The organism is Granulicella sp. S156 (genome assembly GCF_009766105.1).
GTDB lineage: Bacteria > Acidobacteriota > Terriglobia > Terriglobales > Acidobacteriaceae > Granulicella.
Genome location: NZ_LMUH01000005.1, coordinates 416,959 through 438,871, shown reverse-complemented (window position 1 = coordinate 438,871; position 21,913 = coordinate 416,959). Strand labels below are relative to the sequence as shown.

The following is a 21,913-nucleotide window of genomic DNA, read 5'->3' as shown; positions in this document are numbered from 1 at the left end:
TGTTTGCTGTTTCCTGCTTGCTGCTTATGAACTACTTTCACTACTTCTCGGAGATCGAAGAACGCTTCAGCCGTCGGCGTGGCTCACTGCTGCTGCTCTCGACGCTGGACTGGGCGTTGATCGAAACATGGCGTGAGGCTGGCATTCCTCTCGAAGCGGTGTTGCGCGGCATCGACGAGGCCTTCGATAAACACGATGCAAAGCTGCTGCGCGCCAAAGGCCGTACGCGCAAGGTCAACGGCCTAGCCTGGTGCTCGCAGGCTGTGATGCAGGCGGTAGAAGACATGGCCGAAGCAGCGACAGGCTCTGCGAAAACGACACAGCATGAGACCGTCGAGAGTGGCTTTGAAGCGGAGCGCGTTGCACGTTTTCTTGAAGAAAACGCAAAGGCAATCGAAGCCGCTGTTCACACACAAGCCTCCGCATCGCCAGTACTCCTCGAAACCGCGCGCCGCTTGCGGGAGTTGGCGGAGGCAATGCGCGCGGCTGCTGCGATGCCGCTGGACGAGCTTGACCGCACATTGACCGTGCTCGAAGAGAAGCTCTTCGCGGCTCTGATGAACGCTGCACCAGAAGCTGAAATTGTCAGCCTGCGCGAACAAGCCGACCGCGAGCTCGCACCGTATCGTGCCAAGATCGGTGCGGTGCAGATTCGGCAGATCCAAACGCAGTTTCTGCAGAAGCGCTTGCTCGAAGCCCGCAGCCTTCCGCGCCTCAGTCTCTTCTACATGGGGCATGAGTGATGGCCGAGACTGTTCGCATCGAGCGTGCCGTATATGGTGGCGCGGGGCTCACCCGAAAAGAAAATGGTGCGGTGGCACTTGTGCCTTTCGCACTGCCTGGGGAGCTTGTCGAAATCGATGCCTCTACGGACGAATTGCTGTATGTCCTTGAACCTGCGCTGACACGCGTCGCCGCGAAATGTGGCCACTTTGGCCGGTGTGGAGGCTGTCAGTATCAGCATGCGGAGTATGCAACACAACTCGAGATAAAGCACTCAATTCTGGTAGAGACGATGCAGCGTGCAAGCGTCCGTGATCTGCCTGAGATCGCAACGCATACAGGAGAGCCTTGGAGCTATCGCAACCGTGTGCGCTTTCGTTTCGGCATGGTTGAAGGGAAGCTTCGCGTTGGCTACAGCATACGGAAAACGAATGAATTTCTCCCCATCACGGAGTGCCCCATCGCAGCACCGCTGCTCTGGCAAGCGGCGACCGCATTATTGGAACTCGCAGAGAGTGATGTGGAAGCGCGTGCCTGGGTCTCAAGCGCCGACGAAGTTGAGTTCTTCTGCAATGAGGATCGTTCTCGGTTGCTGATGACTTTGCTGGGCTCGGGTGCGATGCCAACAAAAAAGAATGGCTTTACGCGCCTGTGCGAGGCTTTGCAAAAGAGGTTGCCACAGCTTGCCGGTGCTGGCGTCGCGCCTCCTGACGCGCGACGAGCAAGCGTCAAACTGATTCGCACAGCGTCTTGGGGATCCAATGGTCTTGCCTATCGCGTCGCCGGCGAAGGCTATTGGATAAGCCGCGGCGGTTTCTTCCAGGTCAACCAATTTCTGGTAGATGAACTCGTCGCCCTCGTCTGCACGGGCCAGCAAGGAACAATCGCATGGGACCTCTTCGCGGGCGTCGGACTTTTTTCGCGGGTACTCGCGCGAGGCTTCCAACAGATCACCGCTGTCGAAGCGAACCCTTCTGCTGCCAGCGACCTTAAGAACGCGCTTGCCACGCCGGGGACACAACATCGCGCCGTTCAGGCAACGACGCTGGATTTTTTGCGTGTCGCGGTCGTACAGCGCGAACGGCCTGAGTTAATCGTGCTCGACCCTCCTCGTGCAGGCGCTGGGCTGGAGGCTTGCGAGTTGCTGCTAAAAATCGGCGCACGAGAAATCACCTATGTCTCGTGCGATCCAACGACGCTGGCTCGCGATCTTGTCGTGCTGCAGCGCGACTATCTCATCACCGCACTGCACCTGGTAGACCTCTTCCCTCAGACCTTCCATCTAGAGACTGTTGTGGTTCTAAGGCGCAGATAGAACGATTTCACAATAGATCAGCTGTTTCGAGTAGACGACATATGGCACACTGGGCAGAACTCAGTCGTCGCTGCTCATGCGGGTTATAGGTACTTCAGGTTTCTGGATGGACTCCGCTCCGGCGGTCGAGCCTCTGCAATTTCGCAGAGTGCCTCTGCTTGCAGCCATGTCTTGTTTTGCCATCGGTGACGCATTCGCACGTAGCTGGCACACTCCCTTCGTTCTCGCCGCGTCAACCACGCTGTTGGCGCTACTCTCTGCAGCCAGCCTATGGCGGGCCACGCGCGTTGCTGGTGTCCCTGTGCTCGGACTCTGGATCGTCATTGGTTGCTGGTGCGCGCAGATACAGCCCTCTATAGCGCCACAAACGGCACTCACCCAATACGCCGATGGCCTGAGCCGCACGGTGCGTGGCCGAGTCGTGCGCGTACGAAAACTACACGACACACAACAGAACAACGCCGCGCCACAGCAGCCTCAACAACCGTGGCGCATGGAGCCCGGTGCGTGGGAAGCCGATGCCGAGCATGCTCTGGAGTCCGTCGATCTGGACGTGCAAGCCGTTGAGGATGTCACACCGGACATCTCAACGATGCTGCCAATGCAAGGTGGTGTGCGCGTGACCATCACCGGCGATACGCCCGAACTGGCCTGCGGGGATGTACTGGAGATGTCGCTACGCCTGCGCGTGCCGGACACGTATCGCGACCCTGGCGCATGGTCGTATGCGGAAGAGCTGCTCGGCGAAGGCATCGCGGCCCAAGCCAACGTAAAGGCGGCGCGCGTGCAGAAGACCGGCAGCGCGCACAGTGACTGGCGTTGCCGCCTCTACGCCGCGCAGACGTGGGCGGCAAGTCGTATAGACAACTTCGTCCACTCGCGCGCCAATCACACGTTACCTGCTGCGGCACGACTCAGCGCGGAAGACGCGACCATGCTGAATGCGATGCTCTTTGGGGATCGCGGGAGCTTGAGCCATACGCTGCGCGCGGGTTTCGAGCGAACTGGCACGTTTCACCTCTTCGTGGTGTCGGGATTGCACATCGTGCTTCTGTCCGGTGCACTCTTCTGGATACTCCGCAAGCTGCGCGCTCCAGAGGGTGCCGCAGTTATGGCAACCATCGTTGCAGCGACAGGCTACGCATTGCTCACGGGCTTCGGCGTTCCGGTACAACGCGCTCTTGGGATGACCGCCGTGTATCTGCTTGCTCGGTGGCTGGCCCGCGAGGCTGGCACACTCAATGCGCTCGGCGCAGCAGGGCTTGCCGTGCTTGCATTCGATCCCCGCGCGCTGTTTGAAGCCAGCTTTCAGATGACCTTTCTGGTTATCTTCGCCATCGCAGGCCTCGCGGTGCCGCTCAGCGACCGCATGTTTGGCCCCTGGAAGCGTGCAATGCACCATCTCTGGCTTGTGCGTCTTGATGCCTTCCTGCCGCCGCGCGTCGCACAGCTTCGCGTTCGTCTGCGCATGTTCGGCGTGCTGTGTGGTGAGCTATTTAGTAAAAGAGCACGCGATCTTCCGTTGTGGCTGCTGCGCGCTGTGACCTGGACGCTGGAAGTGTTTCTGTTCGGCGCCGTCGTGGAGATCTGCATGGTGCTCCCCATGGCCGTGTACTTCCATCGCGCAACACTGCTGGCGTTGCCGCTGAACCTCATCTCCGTACCACTAGTGGCAATGCTGATCTGTGTTGCGGTTCTAACGTTCTGCCTATCGTTGTTGAACTCCTGGCTGGCGATGATCCCCGGTGCCCTCACCGCATTGCTCACTCATGCAGTACGAGCAACGGTGGAGCATCTCGGCCATACCGGCATTGCTGACCTGCGCGTGCCAACTCCTGCACCTTTGGCCATCGCACTCGCTTGCATCGCAATCATCTTCTGCTGCTGGGCATTGCGTGCACGGCGGCGAGTGTGGCTCTGGTTGGGCGTAGCTGCGATGGCTGTCATTCCGCTCGCGGTGCTGCTGCCGGAGCCGCCACTGCTGCATCATGGCGTGCTTGAAGTGACGGCACTCGACGTAGGGCAGGGCGATTCACTGCTGGTCGTGTCGCCGGAAGGCCGCACGCTACTCGTCGATGCCGGCGGACCCGTAGGACAACAGACACCGTCAGCAGATCGCTGGGACATCGGCGAAGAGGTCGTTGCACCCTATCTGTGGTCGCGGCGCATTCGCCGCCTTGATGCGGTACTGCTAACGCATGCACATAGCGACCACATGGGTGGCATGCCTGCCGTACTGCGCGATCTGCGTCCGCGCGAGCTTTGGCTTAGTGTGCAACCCGGCGATGCCCCAGGGTTGCACGCCTTGCTGGACGAAGCGCGGCAGCTCGGCATCGTTGTGCGCTGGTTTCGCGCCGGCAATACATTTACCTGGGGAGGGCTGCAGGCCGACGTGCTAGCACCTGAGATCGGATATGCCAATCCTGGCGCAGCTGTGAACGACGATTCACTGGTCATGCACCTCGGCTTCGGCAAGGCCAGCGTCCTGCTCGAAGGCGATGCCGAAGCGCCGAGCGAGGCAGCCATGCTTGCCCAGAGACGTGTGGCATCGGCAACGCTGCTGAAGGTCGGCCATCACGGCAGCAATACCTCGACAACGCCGGAGTTCCTTGCCGCCGTCGCACCGCGCGAAGCGATCATCAGCGTGGGTCGCCACAATACCTTCGGGCACCCGCGTTTCGAGGTGCTCGACCGACTTGAAGCCGCCCATGTACAGACCTTTCGCACCGATCGCGAAGGGGCCGAGACCTTCCTGCTGACGAGCGATGGTGGAATCTCCGCAGGTACCGCTACATCTAACTAAGAAGGCGAAAGGGGGTACTATGCAAAAAGATATGGGAGCGACAGAGGCAACAACGAAGGTCGCAAAGCCGCTGGCAACCCCGGAGGCGCTCGAAGAACAGCGCCTGATCCGCCGCATGCAGATGATGATGAACATGGTGATGCAGGTGGTTGCGCAGGATCCAACGGTGACCATCGACGACGCCTCGCAGATGATCGCCGACGCCCGCACCGCCGCTCTCACGATGTTTCCCGGCAAGGAACTCGCTTACGATCTGATCTGGAAGCCGCGTTTTCAGCGGCTGATGCTCGAACGCTTCCGCATTATGTAGTTTCGACCAGAAAAGATGCCGCCCTGGTGGGCGGCATCTTTTTTTGCTGTCGGTTGAGGTTACGGTTAGAACTCGATGCGACCCGAGAGTTGGACCGCCCTGCGAGCATAGTTCGTGTTGGTGGTCACCTCTCCAAAGCTGGAGTTGCCTGCCGCTGTGTTGGCCACGGCGAACCATGTGTGATTCGTGACGTTGTACATCTCGGCTCGGAGGTTGAGTCTGGAAGTTTGAGTCAGGTGCAACGGGACACTGCGGACAAGAGCGATATCCAATTGATAGTTGCCGGGACCGTAAAGGTTATACGGAGCCGTGCGAGCCGTGTTGCCGAATTGATAGGCCGGGGTTGTAATAAAGGCGGCCGAATTGATGTAAGAGATCGCAGACGGGTTAGCAGCAGTGATCCCCTGACCCCACTTTCCATGAATACGAGCTGGACCTGTGAACGCCGGGTTGTAGGTCGGCATGCAGGTACCTTGCGACGGGTTGGTTCCGCAGCTGTTGCCTGTGATCGCCAACGGTGAGCCGGAGAATGCCTGTAAGACCTCTGAGAACTTGTAGCCACCAAAAACCGCACGCTCCCAGGCTCTACCCGCGAGCACTTGCCGTCCTACTGGCAGATCCCAGACACCCGTTATTACAACGTGCTGCGGCTGGTTGCTCGTGGATACTGTACGTTCGATGCGGTCCACAGGCCAGGACTTGCCGCCACCACCCGCGAGGTAAGCCGCCGGAATGGCATAACCACTGCGGAAGGTGCCACCATCATCGATTGACCGTGACCAGGTGTAGTTGGCCATGAACGTCAGACCGTGCGCAGGACGCATGTTCACCGAAACCTGCAATGCGTTGTAGTTAGCATTCCCTACGTAACCGAAGGCGTCTGTGACCGTTTGGAAGGGGAATGGTTTCAACGCCGTAGAAAGGCTTTGACTCGTATTGAATTTAGCTGGGCAGGGCAGATTGTAGGTGGCGCAATCCGTAGCGATCTTTGTACCGGTATCGCTCAGCACTGATCCCAGCGACAGATACGACGGGTTGAGCTGGTCTGCATAGTAGCCACGCGGATTGCCGCCATCGGTGGGAAGGAAGTGACCTTGAGAACCGACATAGGTAATGGTCGAGGTGATGGCATCTGTCCACTGATGCTGGAACCCGAGGGTCCAATTGACGAATTCGGGAGAGCGACCTCCCAGATAGGGATCGTCATAGGCGATGGAGGATGGGGTACCCGTGTAGCTGGCTGTAGATCCGGACGCACCGCAACCGGCAGCGTTAGGATAGCCCAACACGGTAGTGTAGCCGGTACCATATTGTGGACCCGACAACAGACCGCACGCGCTCGCGAAGGCTGGGATTGCGCCATTCGTCCCGGTAAGAGGCATCGTGCTTAACAGAGAACCATTGGACGCGAACGATGGAGCGGCCGAAAAGCCCAGCGTTCCAAGACTCGTCGACGATCCGCCTACGGCATTTCCATGCGTAAACATGACACCATAGCTTGCCCGCCATACCGTCTTCGGATCGCTCTGGAAAGCTAGCCCGATACGTGGTCCAAAGTTCTTTTTGTAGTTGTTGACCGGAGTGGAGCAGTTGCAGGTGCCGGAACCTGTCCCGGTGAACTGTAGAGCTCCATTGATACCAGTTACAGGATTGGCAAGGTTGGGGCTGAAAAAACTCTCGGCATTATGCACTTCCGTGACGGATGGGAAGAAATCGTAGCGAAGTCCCAGATCAAGCGTCAGCTTTGATGTGACCTTCCAATTGTCCTGGACATAGGGAGAGATCGCACGGAAACGAGCGCCGAACTCCTGTTGCAAATATTGGGTGAAGCTCCCTTTGTCGATTTGTCCGACGAGAAAGCTGGCATAGGCTAAGCCAGTATTTGCCACAGCAGCATTTTTTACAATCTCCGCTGTCTCCGTAGTGGAAGTGGCCAGCGTGAACGGTGTACTTCCGCCCGTGGCATTGATCACGTTGTAGAGCAACCACGCGCTTTGTCCGCCAAACGTAAAGGTGTGCTTGCCCTTAACCCACTGCAGGTTATCGACCAGTGTGTAATTTTCTGCGAGGGTCACGCTGGGCGTCGTACCTCCCCAGCATGTCGGAGCATCACTCGTCAGAGTCGAACAACTGGAGCTGAAGTTGACTATGGGGAAAGCACTTTGCGCCGCTCCTGCCGGCAGTCCAGATAACCCCGCAGTCGTTGCGGAATAAGCCGGAACTTCGTCAGCGTCGAATGTCGGCCCGTTGTAACGGGCGTAACCGTATTTGATCTGGTTGACGAGGTGCGACGTGAAGGTGTGAGCCTCCTCGATAATGCCAACGGCCGTCTTAGGGGCGTAAGTCTGGCCATAGTTATACGGAATCGGCCCGACGTTACGGCCTGCCGTGGTCTGACCCACAGGATTCGAACTGGCCTGCCGACCAATAGCCGCGACCATCGTAAGAGTGTCTTTCGGATTGATGACATAATCGATGCGATCGGTCGTAGACCAGTTCACCAATCCTGTTTTGTTGGGGGCTAGATAGTTATTCTGTGGATTTTGGTTTGTAAGTGCAGGGAGAAATTTCTGCAGATTCAACGCGACTTGAGAAAATTCGGAGGAAGGAACAATGTTTCCAGCATATTGGTACCGGCACTCGACGCCAGCGTGGGCCGCAGTACAAGCAGCCTGAGTGGAAGGGTCATAGATCGGGTAGGGCTCGCCGCTGAAGTTGCCCTGCTGTTCCGCTGTCGTAGGAAGAGTAATAAATTGCGGGTTCGCACTGGCATAACGGAAGCCGTTGTAGTTGGCATAGAAGAAAACTTTATCTTTCCATCCGCCAAACGGAACCAATGGGCCGCTGAGGTTGATGCCATACTCGTTGCTATTCTCGATCGGCTTCTCCGGCTTACCGGTAGCAGGGTTTAGAGTGGCTGGGCCAAAGAATCCCCAAGTATCGAGCGCTGTGTTGCGGAAGAACTCATACACCGAACCGTGGTATTTGTTGCCACCCTGTTTAACCGTGTAGTTCTGAATGCCCTGGCCTTCATAGATAGCCGAATAGCCACTAGTCTGCACCTGGAACTGATCAATCGCATCGACTGAAATAGCTGTCCACACATAACGCGGGTCGCCATTGCCGCCTGCTCGCACAAAAGCAACGCCGTCGACGTACACATCGGAGACCGCACCCTTGCTGCCCGAACCGTTGACAATACCGGTATTGGTAGTTGCATTGCCTGTTGTGTTGTTGCCCTGCACTCCGGGCATGAGGAAGGCGAAGTCGGTGGCGCGGCGCTGGTCGGGGTTGCCATAAGCACCCATCTCGATCGGCAGCGCGGAGTACATCTCATTCTCCATCGTTGCGCCCAGCGTGGCATTGGTGGTCTCCAGTTGCGGAGGCAAAGCCGAGACCGTAACGGTCTGGTCGGCAGCGCCAACCGTCAACTTCGGACTGAAACTGACGGTCTCAAGGGCGTTGATCTGCACATTCTTCTGAGTTAACTTCTCAAAGCTCGGGGCAGTTATCGTGATCGTATATACACCCGGATCGAGCGTTGAGACGCTGAAGTCGCCCGCCGAAGTGCTCGTGGTCCTGGTGGCGATCCCAGTCGCATCGCTAGTGACGACAATGGTGGCATCTGGTACTGCGGCTCCAGTTGAATCGAATACTGTACCCGCAATCGCACCTTTACCGGCGAGCTGCGCGTGAGCCGTAACGCTTGCCACTAGCAGGGCAAGAATAAAGAGCAATAGGGTGCCTGATCGCGAAATCGAACCCAATGATTGGAAGGGATGGCGGGGGGGGAACTTGTGATTCATAGGACTCCTCAAGGTGTTACAAAAGCTTGCGATCGTCAGACCTCTCCTTTTTCCCAAAGGTACAAAATAGAAGGGTCTTTGATGTGCGACGAGAAGTATCCACTTCCCTATTGAAAGCTGTCAAGTCGGAATCTATCGCTGTCATACAGAAAAATGCCTCACTTGGACGATGTTTTCTGTAATGAATAACTTACTTATAAATTTTGGCGTCGGCAGACTGCACAGAACCCGCTAATAAACCCACTCAGAGATGACCACAGGGCGTGGAAATCTGGAAGCTGTCAGTTCGGTGGGAGCAGTATTCGTTGTTTTGGTGCGCAGAAACAAAGGCTGGTGTGCGTGTCGGACCGGCTGTAGAGCAAACCGATGCGCGCACGCAGCTGCGATCAACATCGAAATATGCTGGAGCGGCAGGACTGAACCAGGCGAGCGGGTCTACTTCTGAGACCTCGGCTTCCGTACTATGTGATCGAGTTCCGAGCCCGCCAACAGGAACCCGCCGACGCCATAAACATAGCTACTGGAGACGCCTACGGAGTCCGGAGCAGCGCCGATGGGTTGAATCGATCCCAGCCTGCCGTCGGCATAGATATGCGTCAGCATCCCGGCCCAGGCTTTTGTTACCACCGGTAAGAACTTCGCCCGCGGCAACCGTCCTGTGTTGATACCCCACGCCATCGCGTAGGTATAGAACGCGGTACCCGAGACCTCAGGCTCCTTGTAAGCCTCCTGATCGAGCAGTCCGGTTCGCCACAAGCCATCGGGCTGTTGCAAGCCAGCGACGCGATCGGCAATATCGCGGAACTGCTGCTCGTACTTCGGACGGGAGGGATAGTCTTTGGGCATCGCAGAGAGCACGCGAACAAGCGCCCCCAGTACCCAGCCGTTACCGCGCGCCCAGAAGAGTTTCTGTCCATTGGCTTCGGTCTTCTTCAGATACGTCGCGTCGCGGGTGAACAGATGTTGTTGAGGATCGTAGAGTTGCGCTGTGGTCAGCGCCCACTCGTGATCCATGTAATCGAGATACCGATGGTCGCCCGTTATTCGGGATAGTTCCACCAGCACCGGGGGTGCCATATAAAGAGCGTCGCACCACCACCAGACGTTCTTGTTCGGATCATCAGGACGAGCCACAAGGCGGTCCATCGTGGTGCGGACGTCGGCGATCTTCACCGGTTCAGGAGCGAGCTGATACAGCGCCAGATAACTCTTACCGAGCGCCTCGTCGTCCGCATGCGGAAAGCGCGTCTGCTCCAGCTCCCAGCGGAACTTGTCAGAGGAAGCCTGCGCTACGGCATCACGGTATTTCGGATCCCCGGTGGTCGCGGACGCCGCCAACAAGCCGTCGTACAGGGTTGCGAAGGTCCACTGCCGATTGAACTTCGACTCAGCTACGCTGAGCTGCCAATCGGCAACCTTGCGCATCGCCTTCTGGATGTCCCGCGAATCGAGCTTCGCCGAGAGATCGCTCGCCAGCGGCCCAGGATCAGGAGGCGTGCTGCCGGCAGCTTCGCGCTCGACCGATCCAGCATCGTGCTTGACGGTCTGTGCCGTAGCTGTTGCAGGAACCAGGGCGAACAGCATAAGACCGCTGAGAAGAATTGCGACGTTGCGATGATTCATCAAACCACTCCATGTATCGGGCAAAAGCAAGATAGCACGGCAGACGTATGATTTGCTCTATTTTTCGTTCAGTCAAGCGGTTTTACGGGATGGTTAGGCTGCATGAACCGAAGCTGCCCGCTCCGAATGCCCTGAGAGCTCCGCCGCCCGCGCCTCAGCATATGCCGCCGCACCAAGCAAAGCACAGGTGTCGTCGAGGATGATTCGCACAGGAATTGCTTCGAGTAACGGTGAGAGGCGTCCCTTATCGAGAAACGCCTGCGTAAATGCACCATTCTGCATGGTCTTCAGAATCTTTGGAGCGATGCCGCCGCCAAGATAGATGCCGCCTGCCGCGAGCACCTTCAACGCGACGTTGCCCGCCTCTGCGCCGAAGGCTGCGGTGAACATCTGCAACGTCTCGAAGCAGATTTCGCTTGAGCCATCCTCAGCACACTGACCGATCACAGCGTTTGGATCTTCCGTCGCCATGCGGTCGCGCAACCAGCTTGGCTCTTCCATCTTCTGGTCGTCGCGCAGAAAAGCGTAGACGTTCTTGATACCGAGGCCGGAGACGACGCGCTCGAAGCTGACGCGGCCATTGAGCGTGTGATGTAGGTAGGTCAACAGAGCGATCTCGCGATCGTTGCGCGCAGCGAAGTCCGCGTGCCCTCCCTCGGAGGGCAAAGGAACGTGACGCTGCCGTTGGGCGTCCCAGATGAGCAGGCACTCGCCAAGACCCGTCCCTGCCGACACCAGACCGCGATGCCCTACCGAACTGGGATCTCCCTGGTGCAACGTGAATACGCTGGCTGGCGCAAGCTCCGGAATACCGAAACCATTGGCCTCAAGGTCATTGATAAGGAAGATGTGCTCAATTCCCAGCGACTGCTGCAGATCGCGCGTATCAAGCGTCCACGGCAGGTTCGTAAGCTTTAGCCGGCCATTGCGCACGGGGCCAGGGCAACCGAAACACGAGGCCATGATCTCAGGCTTGGCGCTCTCTTCACCGGCGAGGAACTCTTTGACAATATCGTCGAGACACTTGTAGTTTGTTGCGGGAAACTTATGGTCGCGGACAGGCACGAGTTTGCCGCCGTCGAAGTTGTAAAGAGCCAGATGAACTTTTGTGCCGCCAATATCGCCTGCGAGAATCATGTACGCCCCGTTTTTAGAGACAGGAAACAGCAATAGGAAACAGTATGCTGTTTGCTACTTCTTCCTGTTTGATACTTCCTGTTTTTCTATCTTTGTCATATCTCCAGCGTGCCCACTTTACGGCTTCCATTGGGCGTCGTGAAGACCTCGCTCGTAGCGGGCAGCTTAGCTGCGGCAGCTTCGTCGAGCAAGAAGAGCAGCTTACCATTCGAGGGGCGAATCAGTTGCGACGGCAGGCGCTCAGGATCGCGAGGCCCAGTCAGCACCTCGGCCAGAATGTCTGTTTTGCTGGGACCTTCAATCTCAAATGCAACCTCGGTCGCCTGATTGATGACAGGCCACGTCAGCGAGATGCGCCATGTATCCTTCTGCGGAACGTGGTTGGCAATGACCAGCCGATTGAGCTCATTCAGCCCCTCTGTGTTTGGAAACAGCGACGCGGTATGGCCGTCCGGGCCCATGCCAAGCGCCACCAGATCGAACACAGGAGACTCTGCTCCTTCGAGCTTCAGCGTATTGCGCAGCAGGCTCTCATAGCGCGAAGCCGCCTCTTCAGGATCGAGCTCGCCTTCCATGCGGAAGACATTGGCTTCGGGGATCGGCACCTTGCTCAGCAGCAACTCACGGCAAACACCGTAGTTCGACTCCGGATGGTCCGGCGGAACGCAGCGTTCGTCTACCCAGAAGAGCTGCAGTTTGTCCCACGGAATGGTTGCGAGAAACGGCCGCGCCGGATCGGCCAGCAGCTTAAAGGTAGCCTGCGGAGTCGACCCACCGGAGATCGCGATGCGCGCAATGCCACGCGTAGCGACTGCATGCTCGGCACGCGAAGCCAGCAGCCGTGCCGAAGCCAGCGCAACCTCAGCTGGCGAAGACCAAACCTGATACGTAACAGTGACGGGACGCGGCATAGTGTTCTCTGTTCTCCGTTGCTTCTATCTTGGCCTAATTTCACACTGAGCGAGAAACCTGTCGCCCTCTCGGCAAACGGCCCAGTGGACAACAGATTCCTCAGTCAGGTTCGAAATAACAATAAAGGGAGCAGCTAACCCTACAGCTGTTTTCTGTTTGCTATTCCCTGTTTCCTGCTTTTACAGCTTCCGCCATTTGCGTCCATCGGCCTTCAGCATAGCGTCAGACAAGGGCGGTCCCCAGGTTCCCGCAGCATAGTTCGGGAAGTCCTTGACCGGATCTTTGGCCCAGGCTTCGAGGATCGGCGTGATCAGCGACCATGTGGCTTCAACGCCGTCGCGGTGTGCGAACAGTGTTCCGTCACCCAGCATCGCGTCGAGCAGCAGACGCTCGTAACCGTTGGCCGATGAAGCGCCGAACGCGTCAGCATAGCTGAAGTTCATGTTCACCGAGCTCATGCTCATGTTCGGGCCGGGGACCTTGGCCGCAAAGCGCAGTGCAATACCTTCATCCGGCTGAATGCGCATCGAGATCACGTTCGGCTTGATGCCCTCAGCACCCTTGCCTTCGTGACCCTTGAAGAGCAGCAGCGGCGGCTGCTTGAACTGAATGGTGATCTCAGTCACGCGCTTGGCCAAACGCTTACCGGCGCGGATGTAGAACGGCACGCCAGCCCAGCGCCAGTTTTCAATCTCCAACCGCAGTGCCGCATAGGTCTCGGTCTGCGAGCGAGGATGTACGCGATCTTCCTGGCGATAGCCAATTACAGCCTTACCGTCGACGGTACCCGGGCCATACTGACCACGCACCGTATCAGCCGGATGGATCGGCTGAATCGCCTTCCACACCTTGACCTTCTCGTTGCGAACAGCGTCGGCTTCGAAACTAACCGGCGGCTCCATTGCGACGAAGCTCAACAGCTCCATCACGTGGTTCTGCACGACGTCGCGCAGCGCACCAGCCTGTTCGTAGAACGGCCCACGGCCTTCGATGCCGATCGACTCAGCTGCCGTGATCTCGACGTGGTCGATGTAGTTGCGATTCCAGACGTGCTCGAAGATACCGTTGGCAAAGCGGAAGACGAGGATGTTCTGCACCGTCTCCTTGCCCAGATAGTGATCGATGCGGAAGATCTGGTTCTCTTCGAACACCTTGTTGACTTCGTCGTTCAGAGCACGCGCCGACTCGAGATCATGGCCAAAGGGCTTCTCGATGACGGTGCGAATCCAGTGATTGTCGCCCTCAGCGGGCTTATTCATCTCGTGCTTGCCGAGATACGCGACGATGTCGGAGAAGTATTCCGGTGCAACGGCGAGATAGAAGAGCCGGTTGGCCTTGGTGCCGAACTTCTTATCCATCTCGGCGAGCTTCTTCTTCAAGCCATCGTAGGCTGCATCGTCGTCGAAGTTCATCGCGTAGTACTGCACACGATCGACGAACGGAGCGAGCTTGGCTTCGTTTTCCTCGACGCCACCGCCCTTAACGATGCCATCCTTCATGTCGGCCGGAAACGTGGCCTCCAGCGAGCGCCGGGCGACGCCAAGCACGGCGAAGTTTTCCGGGAGGAAGCCCGATTGCTCCAAGTGGTAGAGCGCAGGCAGCAGCTTGCGCTTGGTCAGGTCACCCGAAGCTCCAAAGATCACCACAATACACGGATCGGGGCGACGCTCCAGAGACTGGCTGGCCTTCATGGCCGCGGGACTGATATTGACTTGTGTTGTCGACATAATGCTCCTCAGGTTTGAGAGCGTAGAGTGCAGAGGGTAGAGGATAGAGAGAACGTTCTATCCTCCATCCTCTACCCTCTATCCTCTAGCTCTTCTTCACGGCGTGTCCGCCAAACTCATTGCGCATCACCGACAACATGCGGTCGGTGAAGTTGTTCTCTTCGCGCGAGCGCAGGCGGCGAATCAACGACTCCGTAATCACCGGAGCCGACACATTGAGATCGATGGCTTCGAAGACCGTCCAGCGGCCCTCGCCGGAGTCCGGCACATAGGCCTCGAGACCTTCCAGCGTGGGGTTTTTCTTGAGCGCATCTGCTGTCAGATCCAGCAGCCACGAACGTACCACCGACCCATAACGCCAGATCTCGGAGATCTGTGTAAGGTCGAGGTCGAGCGGCTTCTTCGCCTTCATAATCGAGAAGCCCTCGGCATACGCCTGCATCACGCCGTACTCGATGCCGTTGTGGACCATCTTCACGAAGTGCCCGGCGCCCGATGGGCCAACACGGCCCCAGCCCTTGTCGGCGCCTGGAGCCAGCGTCTCGAAGATCGGGCGTAGCCGCTCGACGACATCCACGTCGCCGCCGATCATCATGCTATAGCCCTCAGTGATACCCCAGATGCCGCCCGACGTTCCTACGTCGACGAATTCGAAGCCCTCTGCCTTCAGGACATCATGCCGTCTCTGCGTATCCTTGTAGTTGGAGTTACCACCATCGATAAAGATGTCGCCCTTCTGCATCAGCGGCTTCAGCTTTGCGATGGTCTCGTCGACAGGATCGCCCGCCGGGACCATGATCCAGATCGCACGCGGCGCCTGGAGATTTTTGACGAGATCTTCGAGAGTGTTCACGCCGACGGAGCCGGCATCGTTCAACTTCTTTACCGCGTCGGCAGAAAAATCAAAGCCGACAACCTTGTGCCCGGCGAGGCGCAGGCGTTCCGCCATGTTGCCGCCCATCTTGCCGAGTCCGATCAATCCAAGTTCCATGTACCATCCTCACGCGTTTTAAACGCCTCTTAGAGAGTAATCCGAACCGCTGTCAATGAGAAATGGGTCACATTCCAGGTTCCGAGGACAGGCCTGCCTGGAAGGGCATGGAGGGGCTGAAATCCCGCCCCTCCAACCAAACCGAATGCCTAGCTACCCTCATTGACCTTCGGGGAAGTCAGCGCCGAGCGTGACCGGCTCCCAAATGGCTATTTCCTGGGTAAATTCATCGAGTTTCTGGCGGAAGCGAGTGAGGGCTAACTTACCCAGCAGCAGATGTTTCGGCGTGTTGGGCGACGCGACTGCAGCGATAATCGCCTGCACAGCGCGCACCGGGTCCCCCGCCTGCTTGCCGTCGTTACTCTTCATGTACTCACGGGTCTTGCCGGAGGTCGCGTCGTAGTCCACGATGCGCTTAGCAGCCTCCTGACCGGAACGCCCTAAGAAGTCCGTCCGGAACGGGCCTGGCTCAACAATCAGAACCTTGATGCCCAGTGGGGCAAGTTCGACAAAGAGCGCCTCGGAGAGGCCTTCAACGGCAAATTTCGATGAGTTGTAGAGGCCCCAGCCAGGCAGACCAACGAGGCCGCCAATTGACGAAAGATTTACGATATGGCCGCTGCGGCGCTCGCGGAACTGCGGCAACAGGGCCCTCGTCACTCGAATGAGACCGAAGACGTTGGTCTCGTACATCGGCATAAATTCGGCTTCGGTTACCTCTTCCACCGCGCCTGCCGTTCCGTAGCCCGCGTTGTTCACCAGCACATCTACATGGCCGAACTTCGCCAGCGTCTTCTCAACCGCCGACTGTACGGCGTCATCCTTCGTCACGTCCAAAGGCAGTATCAGCGCGGTCTCGGGATACTTTGCCGCGAGATCACTCAATTGATCGGGCTTGCGCGCCGTGGCTACGACCTTCGCGCCGTCCGCAAGCAGTTGCTCGGCCATCTCGCGACCGAAGCCGGTAGAAGCACCGGTAATGAACCAAACTTTTCCAGCCTGCGTGTTGTTCGTCGAATCACTCATGGAAGAAGAGACGCTTGCGGAGGTCGTGGCGATGCAAGTCTGTTTTACGAACTCAATAAAATGTGGCTTTTCGGTTGCGATTACGGCTGGAGCTCGGTCACGCCATCATCTCCTGCGATGAGTGCGAGGCTGGCCATGTGCAGAAAGAGACCGTGCTCCACTACACCGACGATGCTGCGAATCGCAGCCGCCGTTGCCACTGGATCCGGAATCTGGCCGCAGGCACAGTCCAGGATGAAGTTTCCTTCGTCCGTAAGGTAAGGGCCGTTACCGTTCTTTGCAGGGCGCTGCGAGGGATTTAGCCCCAGCTCAGCCAGCTTCGGCAGTACAAGTGGCAGAGCCATCTTGATGACTTCCACCGGCAGCGGAAAGCGGCCTAGCATCTTGACTACTTTTGTCTGGTCTGCAACTACGATGAATTTTTTCGCTGCGCTTGCGACGATCTTCTCGCGCAGCAGCGCGCCGCCACCGCCCTTGATCAGGGCCAAGCCTGGTGCAACTTCGTCTGCGCCGTCGATGTACACATCGAGCTCGGGCAGCTTGTCGAGCGTTGTGATATCCATGCCCAATGACGCCGCCAGATTGTGGCTCGCATCGCTCGATGCCACACAACGGATCTTCAAACCCTGCTGCACACGCTCACCAAGGGACCTGATGAACAGCGTCGCTGTTGTGCCCGTGCCAAGACCAACGGCCATACCGTCTTTCACAAACTCTACGGCACGCTTGCCCACGAGTGCTTTTGCTTCGTCCTGTGTCATGAAACCTCAGGAAACAGGAGACAGGAAACAGGAAACAGGAAAGACGTCAGCGTCTTCCCTAATCCCTGTTTCCTGATCCCTGCTCTTCTACTTCTTCACCAGCTTCTTGGCAGCCTCGACGATGTGGCCGACCGAGATACCGAGCTTCTCCAGCGCAATCGGCCCAGGAGCTGAGGCACCGAAGCGGTCGATCCCGATAGCGATGCCTTCACGACCGATGTACTTCCACCAGCCCATCGTGGCGCCGGCTTCGACCGAGATCTTGGGCACGCCGTGCGGGAAGATGGAGAGCTTGTACTCCTCGCTCTGCTCCTCAAAGAGCTTGAAGCTCGGCATGGAGACGACTGTTGCCCCAATGCCTGCGGCCTTCAACTCTTCAGCAGCCTTGACGATCAGCTCCACCTCAGAGCCAGTGGCGACGAGGACGATGTCCTTGCCGCTGCCGTCGAGGATGTAGGCGCCTTTGCGCGTGCCCTCGAATACCTTGTACTTCACGGCGTCGATGACCGGCAGGTCCTGGCGAGAGAGAGCCATGAAGCTGGGCGACTTGCGCTCTAACGCAAGCTGCCAGCTGGCAGCGGTCTCGTTGGCGTCCGCAGGCCGGAAGTCGGTAAGGTGTGGGATGGCGCGCAGGCTCATGAGGTGCTCGACAGGCTGGTGCGTAGGACCATCCTCGCCGAGGCCGACGGAGTCGTGCGTGAAGATGTAGAGCGAGTGGGTTTGCATCAGCGCGCCCATGCGCAACGCTGAACGGCAGTAATCGCTAAAGGTGAAGAACGTCGAGCCGAAGGGAATGAGCCCGCCGTGTGCCGCGATGCCGTTCACAGCTGCCATCATGCCGAACTCACGCACACCGAAGAACACGTTGCGGCCCTTGGGGTCGACGTGGAAGCTAGGTGAGTCCTTGAAGATGGTTTTGGTGGAGGCCGTAAGATCCGCCGCGCCGCCGAACAGCTCCGGAACGATCTTTGCGACGGCATTCAACACTACCTGGCCGGCGTTGCGCGTAGCCACAGGCTTGTCCACTGGGAAGGTGGGGATCGCCTTTTCCCAGCCCTCAGCCAGCTTCGCCGCAAAGGTACGCTCATACTGCGTGCCCAGTTCGGGGTAGGCCTTCTTGTAGGCGTCGAAGTTCTCCTGCCACTCGGCTTGAGCCTTCGCTCCCTTGTCCTTAGCCTGCAGCCAGTTCTTGCCGGCCTCTTCAGGGATGTAGAAGCTCTGGTCCTCGGGGAAGCCGAGGTTCTTCTTGGTGGCCTTGGTGGCCTCTGCTCCGAGCGCTTCGCCGTGAACCTTGTTCGTGCCGGCCTTGGGCGAGCCGTAGCCAATGACCGTGCGTACGCGGATCAGCGAGGGCTTGGTGGTCTCAGCCTGGGCCGCGCGGATTGCTTTTTCAATCGCGACGAGGTCGTTGCCGTCTTCGACCATCTGCACATGCCAGTGGTAGGCATGGAAGCGCTCGGTAACGTCCTCGGTGTAGCTGAGATCGGTGGGGCCGTCGAGCGAGATCAGATTGTCGTCGTAGAGCACGATCAGCTTGCCTAAGTTCAATGTGCCGGCAAGAGACGCGGATTCGTGGCTAATGCCTTCCATCAAGTCACCGTCGCCGCAGAGGACGTAGGTGTGGTGATCGACCGGCGTGTGGTTGTCGTGGTTGTAGATTGCGGCGAGATGCTTCTCGGCGATGGCTTCACCCACGGCCATGGCAAAGCCCTGGCCAAGCGGACCGGTGGTCACTTCAACGCCTGGAGCCTCACCGACCTCCGGGTGACCCGGAGTGTGCGAACCCCACTGGCGGAACTGCTCGAGCTGAGACAGGGGCAGGTCGTAGCCGGCCAGGTGCAGTACGCCATAGAGCAGCGCGGACGCATGGCCATTGGACAAGATGAAGCGATCGCGGTCCGACCAGTGCGGCTCGGACGGGTTGTACTTCATGATCTTGTGGTACAGCAGGTAGGCGATGGGGGCGCAGCCCAATGGCGCTCCGGGGTGGCCGCTCTTGGCCTTTTCAACCTGATCGACTGCGAGGAAGCGCAGCGTGTTGATGGAAAGCTGGTCGAGTGCATCTTGCTTCTGCTGATCGGTCATTCTGTCCTCAAAAAAGTAATCTCGTGTGTTTGCGCGCACCGTGCGCGCCGCTCATTCACAGGTCGTTCCAGTGTAACGGAAGGGCGTGAATCTCAAATGTGCCCTCAGCCTTAGAGTCTGGGCCATCAGGATTTGTGGCATTTCGTGGCCGAAGTGGTGCTTTGCAAGGATGGGCCAAAAAAATCTAGAAACCCTGTTGACAAGGGTTTTGGCTGGGCCTATATTTCACCAATCGGTTATATAACCGATTGGTGAAATGAATATGCATACTTCCAATCTCGACTCGACGTTTGCTGCTCTTGCCGATCCGACGCGGCGGGCCATTCTGGGGCGGCTGGCCCTGGGTGAAACCTCGGTCACGGAGCTGGCCGCGCCCTTCGAGATGAGCATGCCGGCCATCTCCAAACACCTGAAGGTGCTGGAGCGGGCTGGACTCATTGCACGGGGGCGCGAGGCACAGTGGAGGCCCTGCAAGCTGCAGGCCGGGCCGCTCCAGGATGCCTCTGTCTGGATTGACGAGTATCGAAGGTTCTGGGAACAGAGCTTCGACCGCCTCGACGACTACCTGAAAAAACTGCAAGCCAAGGAGAAGGACGATGAACCCAAGAGAAAGTAACGCCGTAGTCCAACCCGACGGTCGCGAGATGGTCATCACACGCGTCATCGACGCTCCCCGCGAACTCGTCTTCGACGCGTGGACGGACCCTGAGCAGATCGTTCACTGGTGGGGACCTGAGGGCTTCACGACCACCATCGAAAAGATGGATGTCCGCCCCGGCGGCGAATGGAACCATGTGATGCATGGGCCCGACGGCACCGACTATCCGAATAAGAGCGTCTTCCTGGAGGTGGTGCGGCCTGAGCTCCTCTCCTCCACGCACGGCGGTCATGGCGGCGAAGGCTCAACCGAGGTGAACGCTCAGAAGATTGTGACCTTCGAAGTGGCAGAGGGCGACAAGACACTGTTGACCCTGCGCATGATCTTCCCCAGCACCGAAGCGCGCGACACCATCATCCGCGAGTACCACGCCGTCGAAGGCGGCAAGCAGACGCTGGAACGGCTCGCCGAACATCTCGCCACAAAAGGAGTTGCCGCATGAGCACCGCAACGCTATCGCCCGTATCCTCTACGACTGGTTATGAGCTCCGCATTACGCGCGTCTTCGACGCACCACGGGAGTTGGTGTGGAAGGCCTGGACCGATCCCGAGATGGCGAAGCACTGGATGGGCCCGCGCGGCTTCCAGACAACAGAGTTTGTAGCGCCATCGGAACCGGGTGGCAAGTGGCGGCTCTGCATGGAAGGCCGCATCCCCGGATGTGAGCAGATGGCCTATCTGCGGCAGGGCGGCGTAACCCGCGAGATCAAGCCGCCAGAGCTATTGGTCTACACGTTTGCGTGGGAAGACCGCTCCAGCGTGGGGCTCAGCGAAAGTCCCTTCAAAGAAAACATCATTACCGTGCGCTTTGAAGAGCGCGGAAAGAAGACGGTTATGCACTTTCATCAGGCTCCGTTCGCAACCGAAGGCGAGCGCGACGGACACAACGGCGGCTGGAACAGCGCGTTCGACTGCTTCGCGGAGTTTATGAACTCTGTACAGCCCGAGAGGGTTCTCGACCCCAACGAAGTGCCGAGCGAACTGCACCTGAGGCGCTTCTTCGCAGCGCCGCGCGAGTTGGTCTTCGACGCGTGGACCAAGCCGGAGATGCTGGCACAGTGGTGGGGGCCGAAGGGCTTCACCAACCCGGTGTGTGAAGTCGATGCGCGCGCCGGCGGCGCACTCCTCATCCACATGCAGGCACCGGATGGGACCGTGTATCCGATGACGGGACGGTTCGTGGAGTTCTATCCGCCATACAGGTTTCACTTCACGGCATCACCGCTGGATAAAAACGGCGATGCGATGTTCGAGAACTGGAACTCGGTGTTCTTTGCCGAGGTCGAAGGCGGTACAGAGGTCACGCTGGATGTCCATGTCATGAACTCCAAGCCGGGGGCCGAACAGCACCTGAAGGGGATGACTGCTGGATGGAACTCGAGCCTTGATCGGTTGGGTGAGTTGCTGCAAAGCGTATGATTCGGTGCCGAGTGGGTTGTCAGTTCTCAGTTGCCAGTTCTCAGTTAGTGAGGACTGGCAACCATGAATCTGCAACCGACACTGACAACTGACAACTGACAACGAGACGTACAACGAGACGTACAACAAGCGAGGAGAAGACAATGAAGACGAATCTGCACCTAGTATTTCCGGGAACCTGTCGCGAAGCGTTTGCGTTTTATGAGAAGACGTTTGGCACCAAGATCCAATTCACCATGACGTTTGGCGAGGCACCTGCAGGATCACCTGTACCGCCCGATGCGAAGGACCTCATCCTGCATACGTCGATGCCGTTGGGTGGTTTTACCCTGATGGGCTGTGACGCCCCCAAGGGCCGCGAGGAGGCGCTGGGTGGCTTTCAGGTATGCGTGGAGTCCACCGATGAGGCTGAGGTGAAGCGACTCTTCGATGCGTTGAGTCAAGGCGGCTCCGTACAGATGCCGCTGGCACAGACCTTCTGGTCGCCGCTGTTCGGTATGCTGAAAGACCGCTTCGGCGTGGGCTGGATGGTGACTGTGCCGGGGCCGCAGCCGAGCTAAGAGCGAACAGCGAACAGCTTTAAAGCAGAGGGCGCGGAGGTTTCGCGGAGGTCGCGA

17 protein-coding genes are annotated in these 21,913 nt (G+C 58.3%); 8 read left to right on the top strand and 9 right to left on the bottom strand.

Going from position 1 to position 21,913, the window contains the following annotated elements; translation table 11 throughout:
• The first annotated feature begins 26 nt into the window (after positions 1–26).
• From GSQ91_RS03970 to GSQ91_RS03955, 4 genes are all read left to right on the top strand, one after another.
• On the top strand, positions 27–743 hold the full coding sequence (locus GSQ91_RS03970; protein WP_158819951.1) for a hypothetical protein: 717 nt from the start codon (positions 27–29) through the stop codon (positions 741–743).
• A complete protein-coding gene (gene rlmD / locus GSQ91_RS03965) occupies positions 743–2,038 on the top strand; it encodes a 23S rRNA (uracil(1939)-C(5))-methyltransferase RlmD (protein ID WP_158819950.1) in 1,296 nt (431 codons plus the stop codon). Before GSQ91_RS03970 ends, rlmD begins: the two co-directional genes overlap by 1 nt.
• Positions 2,039–2,144: 106 nt before the next feature.
• Entirely contained in the window at positions 2,145–4,841 is a 2,697-nt protein-coding gene (locus GSQ91_RS03960; RefSeq protein ID WP_158819949.1) for a ComEC/Rec2 family competence protein, read from the top strand.
• A gap of 19 nt (positions 4,842–4,860) precedes the next feature.
• Positions 4,861–5,151, top strand: a complete 291-nt coding sequence (locus GSQ91_RS03955) for a hypothetical protein (protein WP_158819948.1) — start codon at positions 4,861–4,863, stop codon at positions 5,149–5,151.
• Between the two features lie 65 nt (positions 5,152–5,216).
• Here GSQ91_RS03955 and GSQ91_RS03950 read toward each other — a convergent pair whose 3' ends face one another.
• The 9 genes from GSQ91_RS03950 to tkt all read right to left on the bottom strand — a co-directional run bounded on the left by GSQ91_RS03950 (position 5,217) and on the right by tkt (position 19,219).
• Entirely contained in the window at positions 5,217–8,957 is a 3,741-nt protein-coding gene (locus GSQ91_RS03950; RefSeq protein WP_158819947.1) for a TonB-dependent receptor, read from the bottom strand.
• 435 nt (positions 8,958–9,392) lie between these two features.
• A complete protein-coding gene (locus GSQ91_RS03945; RefSeq protein ID WP_158819946.1) occupies positions 9,393–10,580 on the bottom strand; it encodes a glycoside hydrolase family 105 protein in 1,188 nt (395 codons plus the stop codon).
• 93 nt (positions 10,581–10,673) lie between these two features.
• Positions 10,674–11,717, bottom strand: coding sequence for a glucokinase (glk, locus tag GSQ91_RS03940; RefSeq protein WP_158819945.1), 1,044 nt, complete (start codon positions 11,715–11,717; stop codon positions 10,674–10,676).
• Between the two features lie 95 nt (positions 11,718–11,812).
• Positions 11,813–12,628, bottom strand: a complete 816-nt coding sequence (gene pgl / locus GSQ91_RS03935; protein WP_158819944.1) for a 6-phosphogluconolactonase — start codon at positions 12,626–12,628, stop codon at positions 11,813–11,815.
• Positions 12,629–12,808: 180 nt separating this feature from the next.
• Positions 12,809–14,356 carry a glucose-6-phosphate dehydrogenase gene (zwf, locus tag GSQ91_RS03930; protein WP_158819943.1) on the bottom strand — a complete coding sequence of 516 codons (1,548 nt, stop codon included), beginning with the start codon at positions 14,354–14,356 and terminating at the stop codon, positions 12,809–12,811.
• Between the two features lie 85 nt (positions 14,357–14,441).
• Entirely contained in the window at positions 14,442–15,347 is a 906-nt protein-coding gene (gene gnd / locus GSQ91_RS03925) for a phosphogluconate dehydrogenase (NAD(+)-dependent, decarboxylating) (protein ID WP_158819942.1), read from the bottom strand.
• Positions 15,348–15,506: 159 nt separating this feature from the next.
• Positions 15,507–16,373 (bottom strand): oxidoreductase, encoded by an 867-nt coding sequence (locus GSQ91_RS03920; RefSeq protein ID WP_158819941.1) that lies wholly within the window; start codon positions 16,371–16,373, stop codon positions 15,507–15,509.
• Positions 16,374–16,453: 80 nt separating this feature from the next.
• Positions 16,454–17,134, bottom strand: a complete 681-nt coding sequence (gene rpiA / locus GSQ91_RS03915) for a ribose-5-phosphate isomerase RpiA (protein WP_158819940.1) — start codon at positions 17,132–17,134, stop codon at positions 16,454–16,456.
• A gap of 87 nt (positions 17,135–17,221) precedes the next feature.
• Positions 17,222–19,219 (bottom strand): transketolase, encoded by a 1,998-nt coding sequence (tkt, locus tag GSQ91_RS03910; protein WP_158819939.1) that lies wholly within the window; start codon positions 19,217–19,219, stop codon positions 17,222–17,224.
• A 262-nt stretch (positions 19,220–19,481) separates the two neighbouring features.
• Between tkt and GSQ91_RS03905 the strand changes: the two genes are divergently transcribed.
• The 4 genes from GSQ91_RS03905 (at position 19,482) to GSQ91_RS03890 (ending at position 21,856) form a co-directional block, all read left to right on the top strand.
• Positions 19,482–19,835 (top strand): helix-turn-helix transcriptional regulator, encoded by a 354-nt coding sequence (locus GSQ91_RS03905; protein WP_158819938.1) that lies wholly within the window; start codon positions 19,482–19,484, stop codon positions 19,833–19,835.
• Positions 19,816–20,319 (top strand): SRPBCC family protein, encoded by a 504-nt coding sequence (locus tag GSQ91_RS03900; protein WP_158819937.1) that lies wholly within the window; start codon positions 19,816–19,818, stop codon positions 20,317–20,319. Before GSQ91_RS03905 ends, GSQ91_RS03900 begins: the two co-directional genes overlap by 20 nt.
• Positions 20,316–21,296 (top strand): SRPBCC family protein, encoded by a 981-nt coding sequence (locus GSQ91_RS03895; RefSeq protein ID WP_158819936.1) that lies wholly within the window; start codon positions 20,316–20,318, stop codon positions 21,294–21,296. The genes GSQ91_RS03900 and GSQ91_RS03895 overlap by 4 nt, the downstream gene beginning before the upstream one ends.
• A 143-nt stretch (positions 21,297–21,439) precedes the next feature.
• Complete coding sequence (locus tag GSQ91_RS03890; RefSeq protein ID WP_158819935.1) at positions 21,440–21,856, top strand: VOC family protein; 417 nt, start codon at positions 21,440–21,442, stop codon at positions 21,854–21,856.
• Positions 21,857–21,913: the final 57 nt, after the last annotated feature.

Bases quoted from the DNA above. Each gene is read 5' to 3' on its own strand.
- GSQ91_RS03970 (WP_158819951.1), top strand. From the start codon at position 27: ATGAACTACTTTCACTACTTCTCGGAGATCGAAGAACGCTTCAGCCGT.
- rlmD (WP_158819950.1), top strand. From the start codon at position 743: ATGGCCGAGACTGTTCGCATCGAGCGTGCCGTATATGGTGGCGCGGGG.
- GSQ91_RS03960 (WP_158819949.1), top strand. From the start codon at position 2,145: ATGGACTCCGCTCCGGCGGTCGAGCCTCTGCAATTTCGCAGAGTGCCT.
- GSQ91_RS03955 (WP_158819948.1), top strand. From the start codon at position 4,861: ATGCAAAAAGATATGGGAGCGACAGAGGCAACAACGAAGGTCGCAAAG.
- GSQ91_RS03950 (WP_158819947.1), bottom strand. From the start codon at position 8,957: ATGAATCACAAGTTCCCCCCCCGCCATCCCTTCCAATCATTGGGTTCG.
- GSQ91_RS03945 (WP_158819946.1), bottom strand. From the start codon at position 10,580: ATGAATCATCGCAACGTCGCAATTCTTCTCAGCGGTCTTATGCTGTTC.
- glk (WP_158819945.1), bottom strand. From the start codon at position 11,717: ATGATTCTCGCAGGCGATATTGGCGGCACAAAAGTTCATCTGGCTCTT.
- pgl (WP_158819944.1), bottom strand. From the start codon at position 12,628: ATGCCGCGTCCCGTCACTGTTACGTATCAGGTTTGGTCTTCGCCAGCT.
- zwf (WP_158819943.1), bottom strand. From the start codon at position 14,356: ATGTCGACAACACAAGTCAATATCAGTCCCGCGGCCATGAAGGCCAGC.
- gnd (WP_158819942.1), bottom strand. From the start codon at position 15,347: ATGGAACTTGGATTGATCGGACTCGGCAAGATGGGCGGCAACATGGCG.
- GSQ91_RS03920 (WP_158819941.1), bottom strand. From the start codon at position 16,373: ATGAGTGATTCGACGAACAACACGCAGGCTGGAAAAGTTTGGTTCATT.
- rpiA (WP_158819940.1), bottom strand. From the start codon at position 17,134: ATGACACAGGACGAAGCAAAAGCACTCGTGGGCAAGCGTGCCGTAGAG.
- tkt (WP_158819939.1), bottom strand. From the start codon at position 19,219: ATGACCGATCAGCAGAAGCAAGATGCACTCGACCAGCTTTCCATCAAC.
- GSQ91_RS03905 (WP_158819938.1), top strand. From the start codon at position 19,482: ATGCATACTTCCAATCTCGACTCGACGTTTGCTGCTCTTGCCGATCCG.
- GSQ91_RS03900 (WP_158819937.1), top strand. From the start codon at position 19,816: ATGAACCCAAGAGAAAGTAACGCCGTAGTCCAACCCGACGGTCGCGAG.
- GSQ91_RS03895 (WP_158819936.1), top strand. From the start codon at position 20,316: ATGAGCACCGCAACGCTATCGCCCGTATCCTCTACGACTGGTTATGAG.
- GSQ91_RS03890 (WP_158819935.1), top strand. From the start codon at position 21,440: ATGAAGACGAATCTGCACCTAGTATTTCCGGGAACCTGTCGCGAAGCG.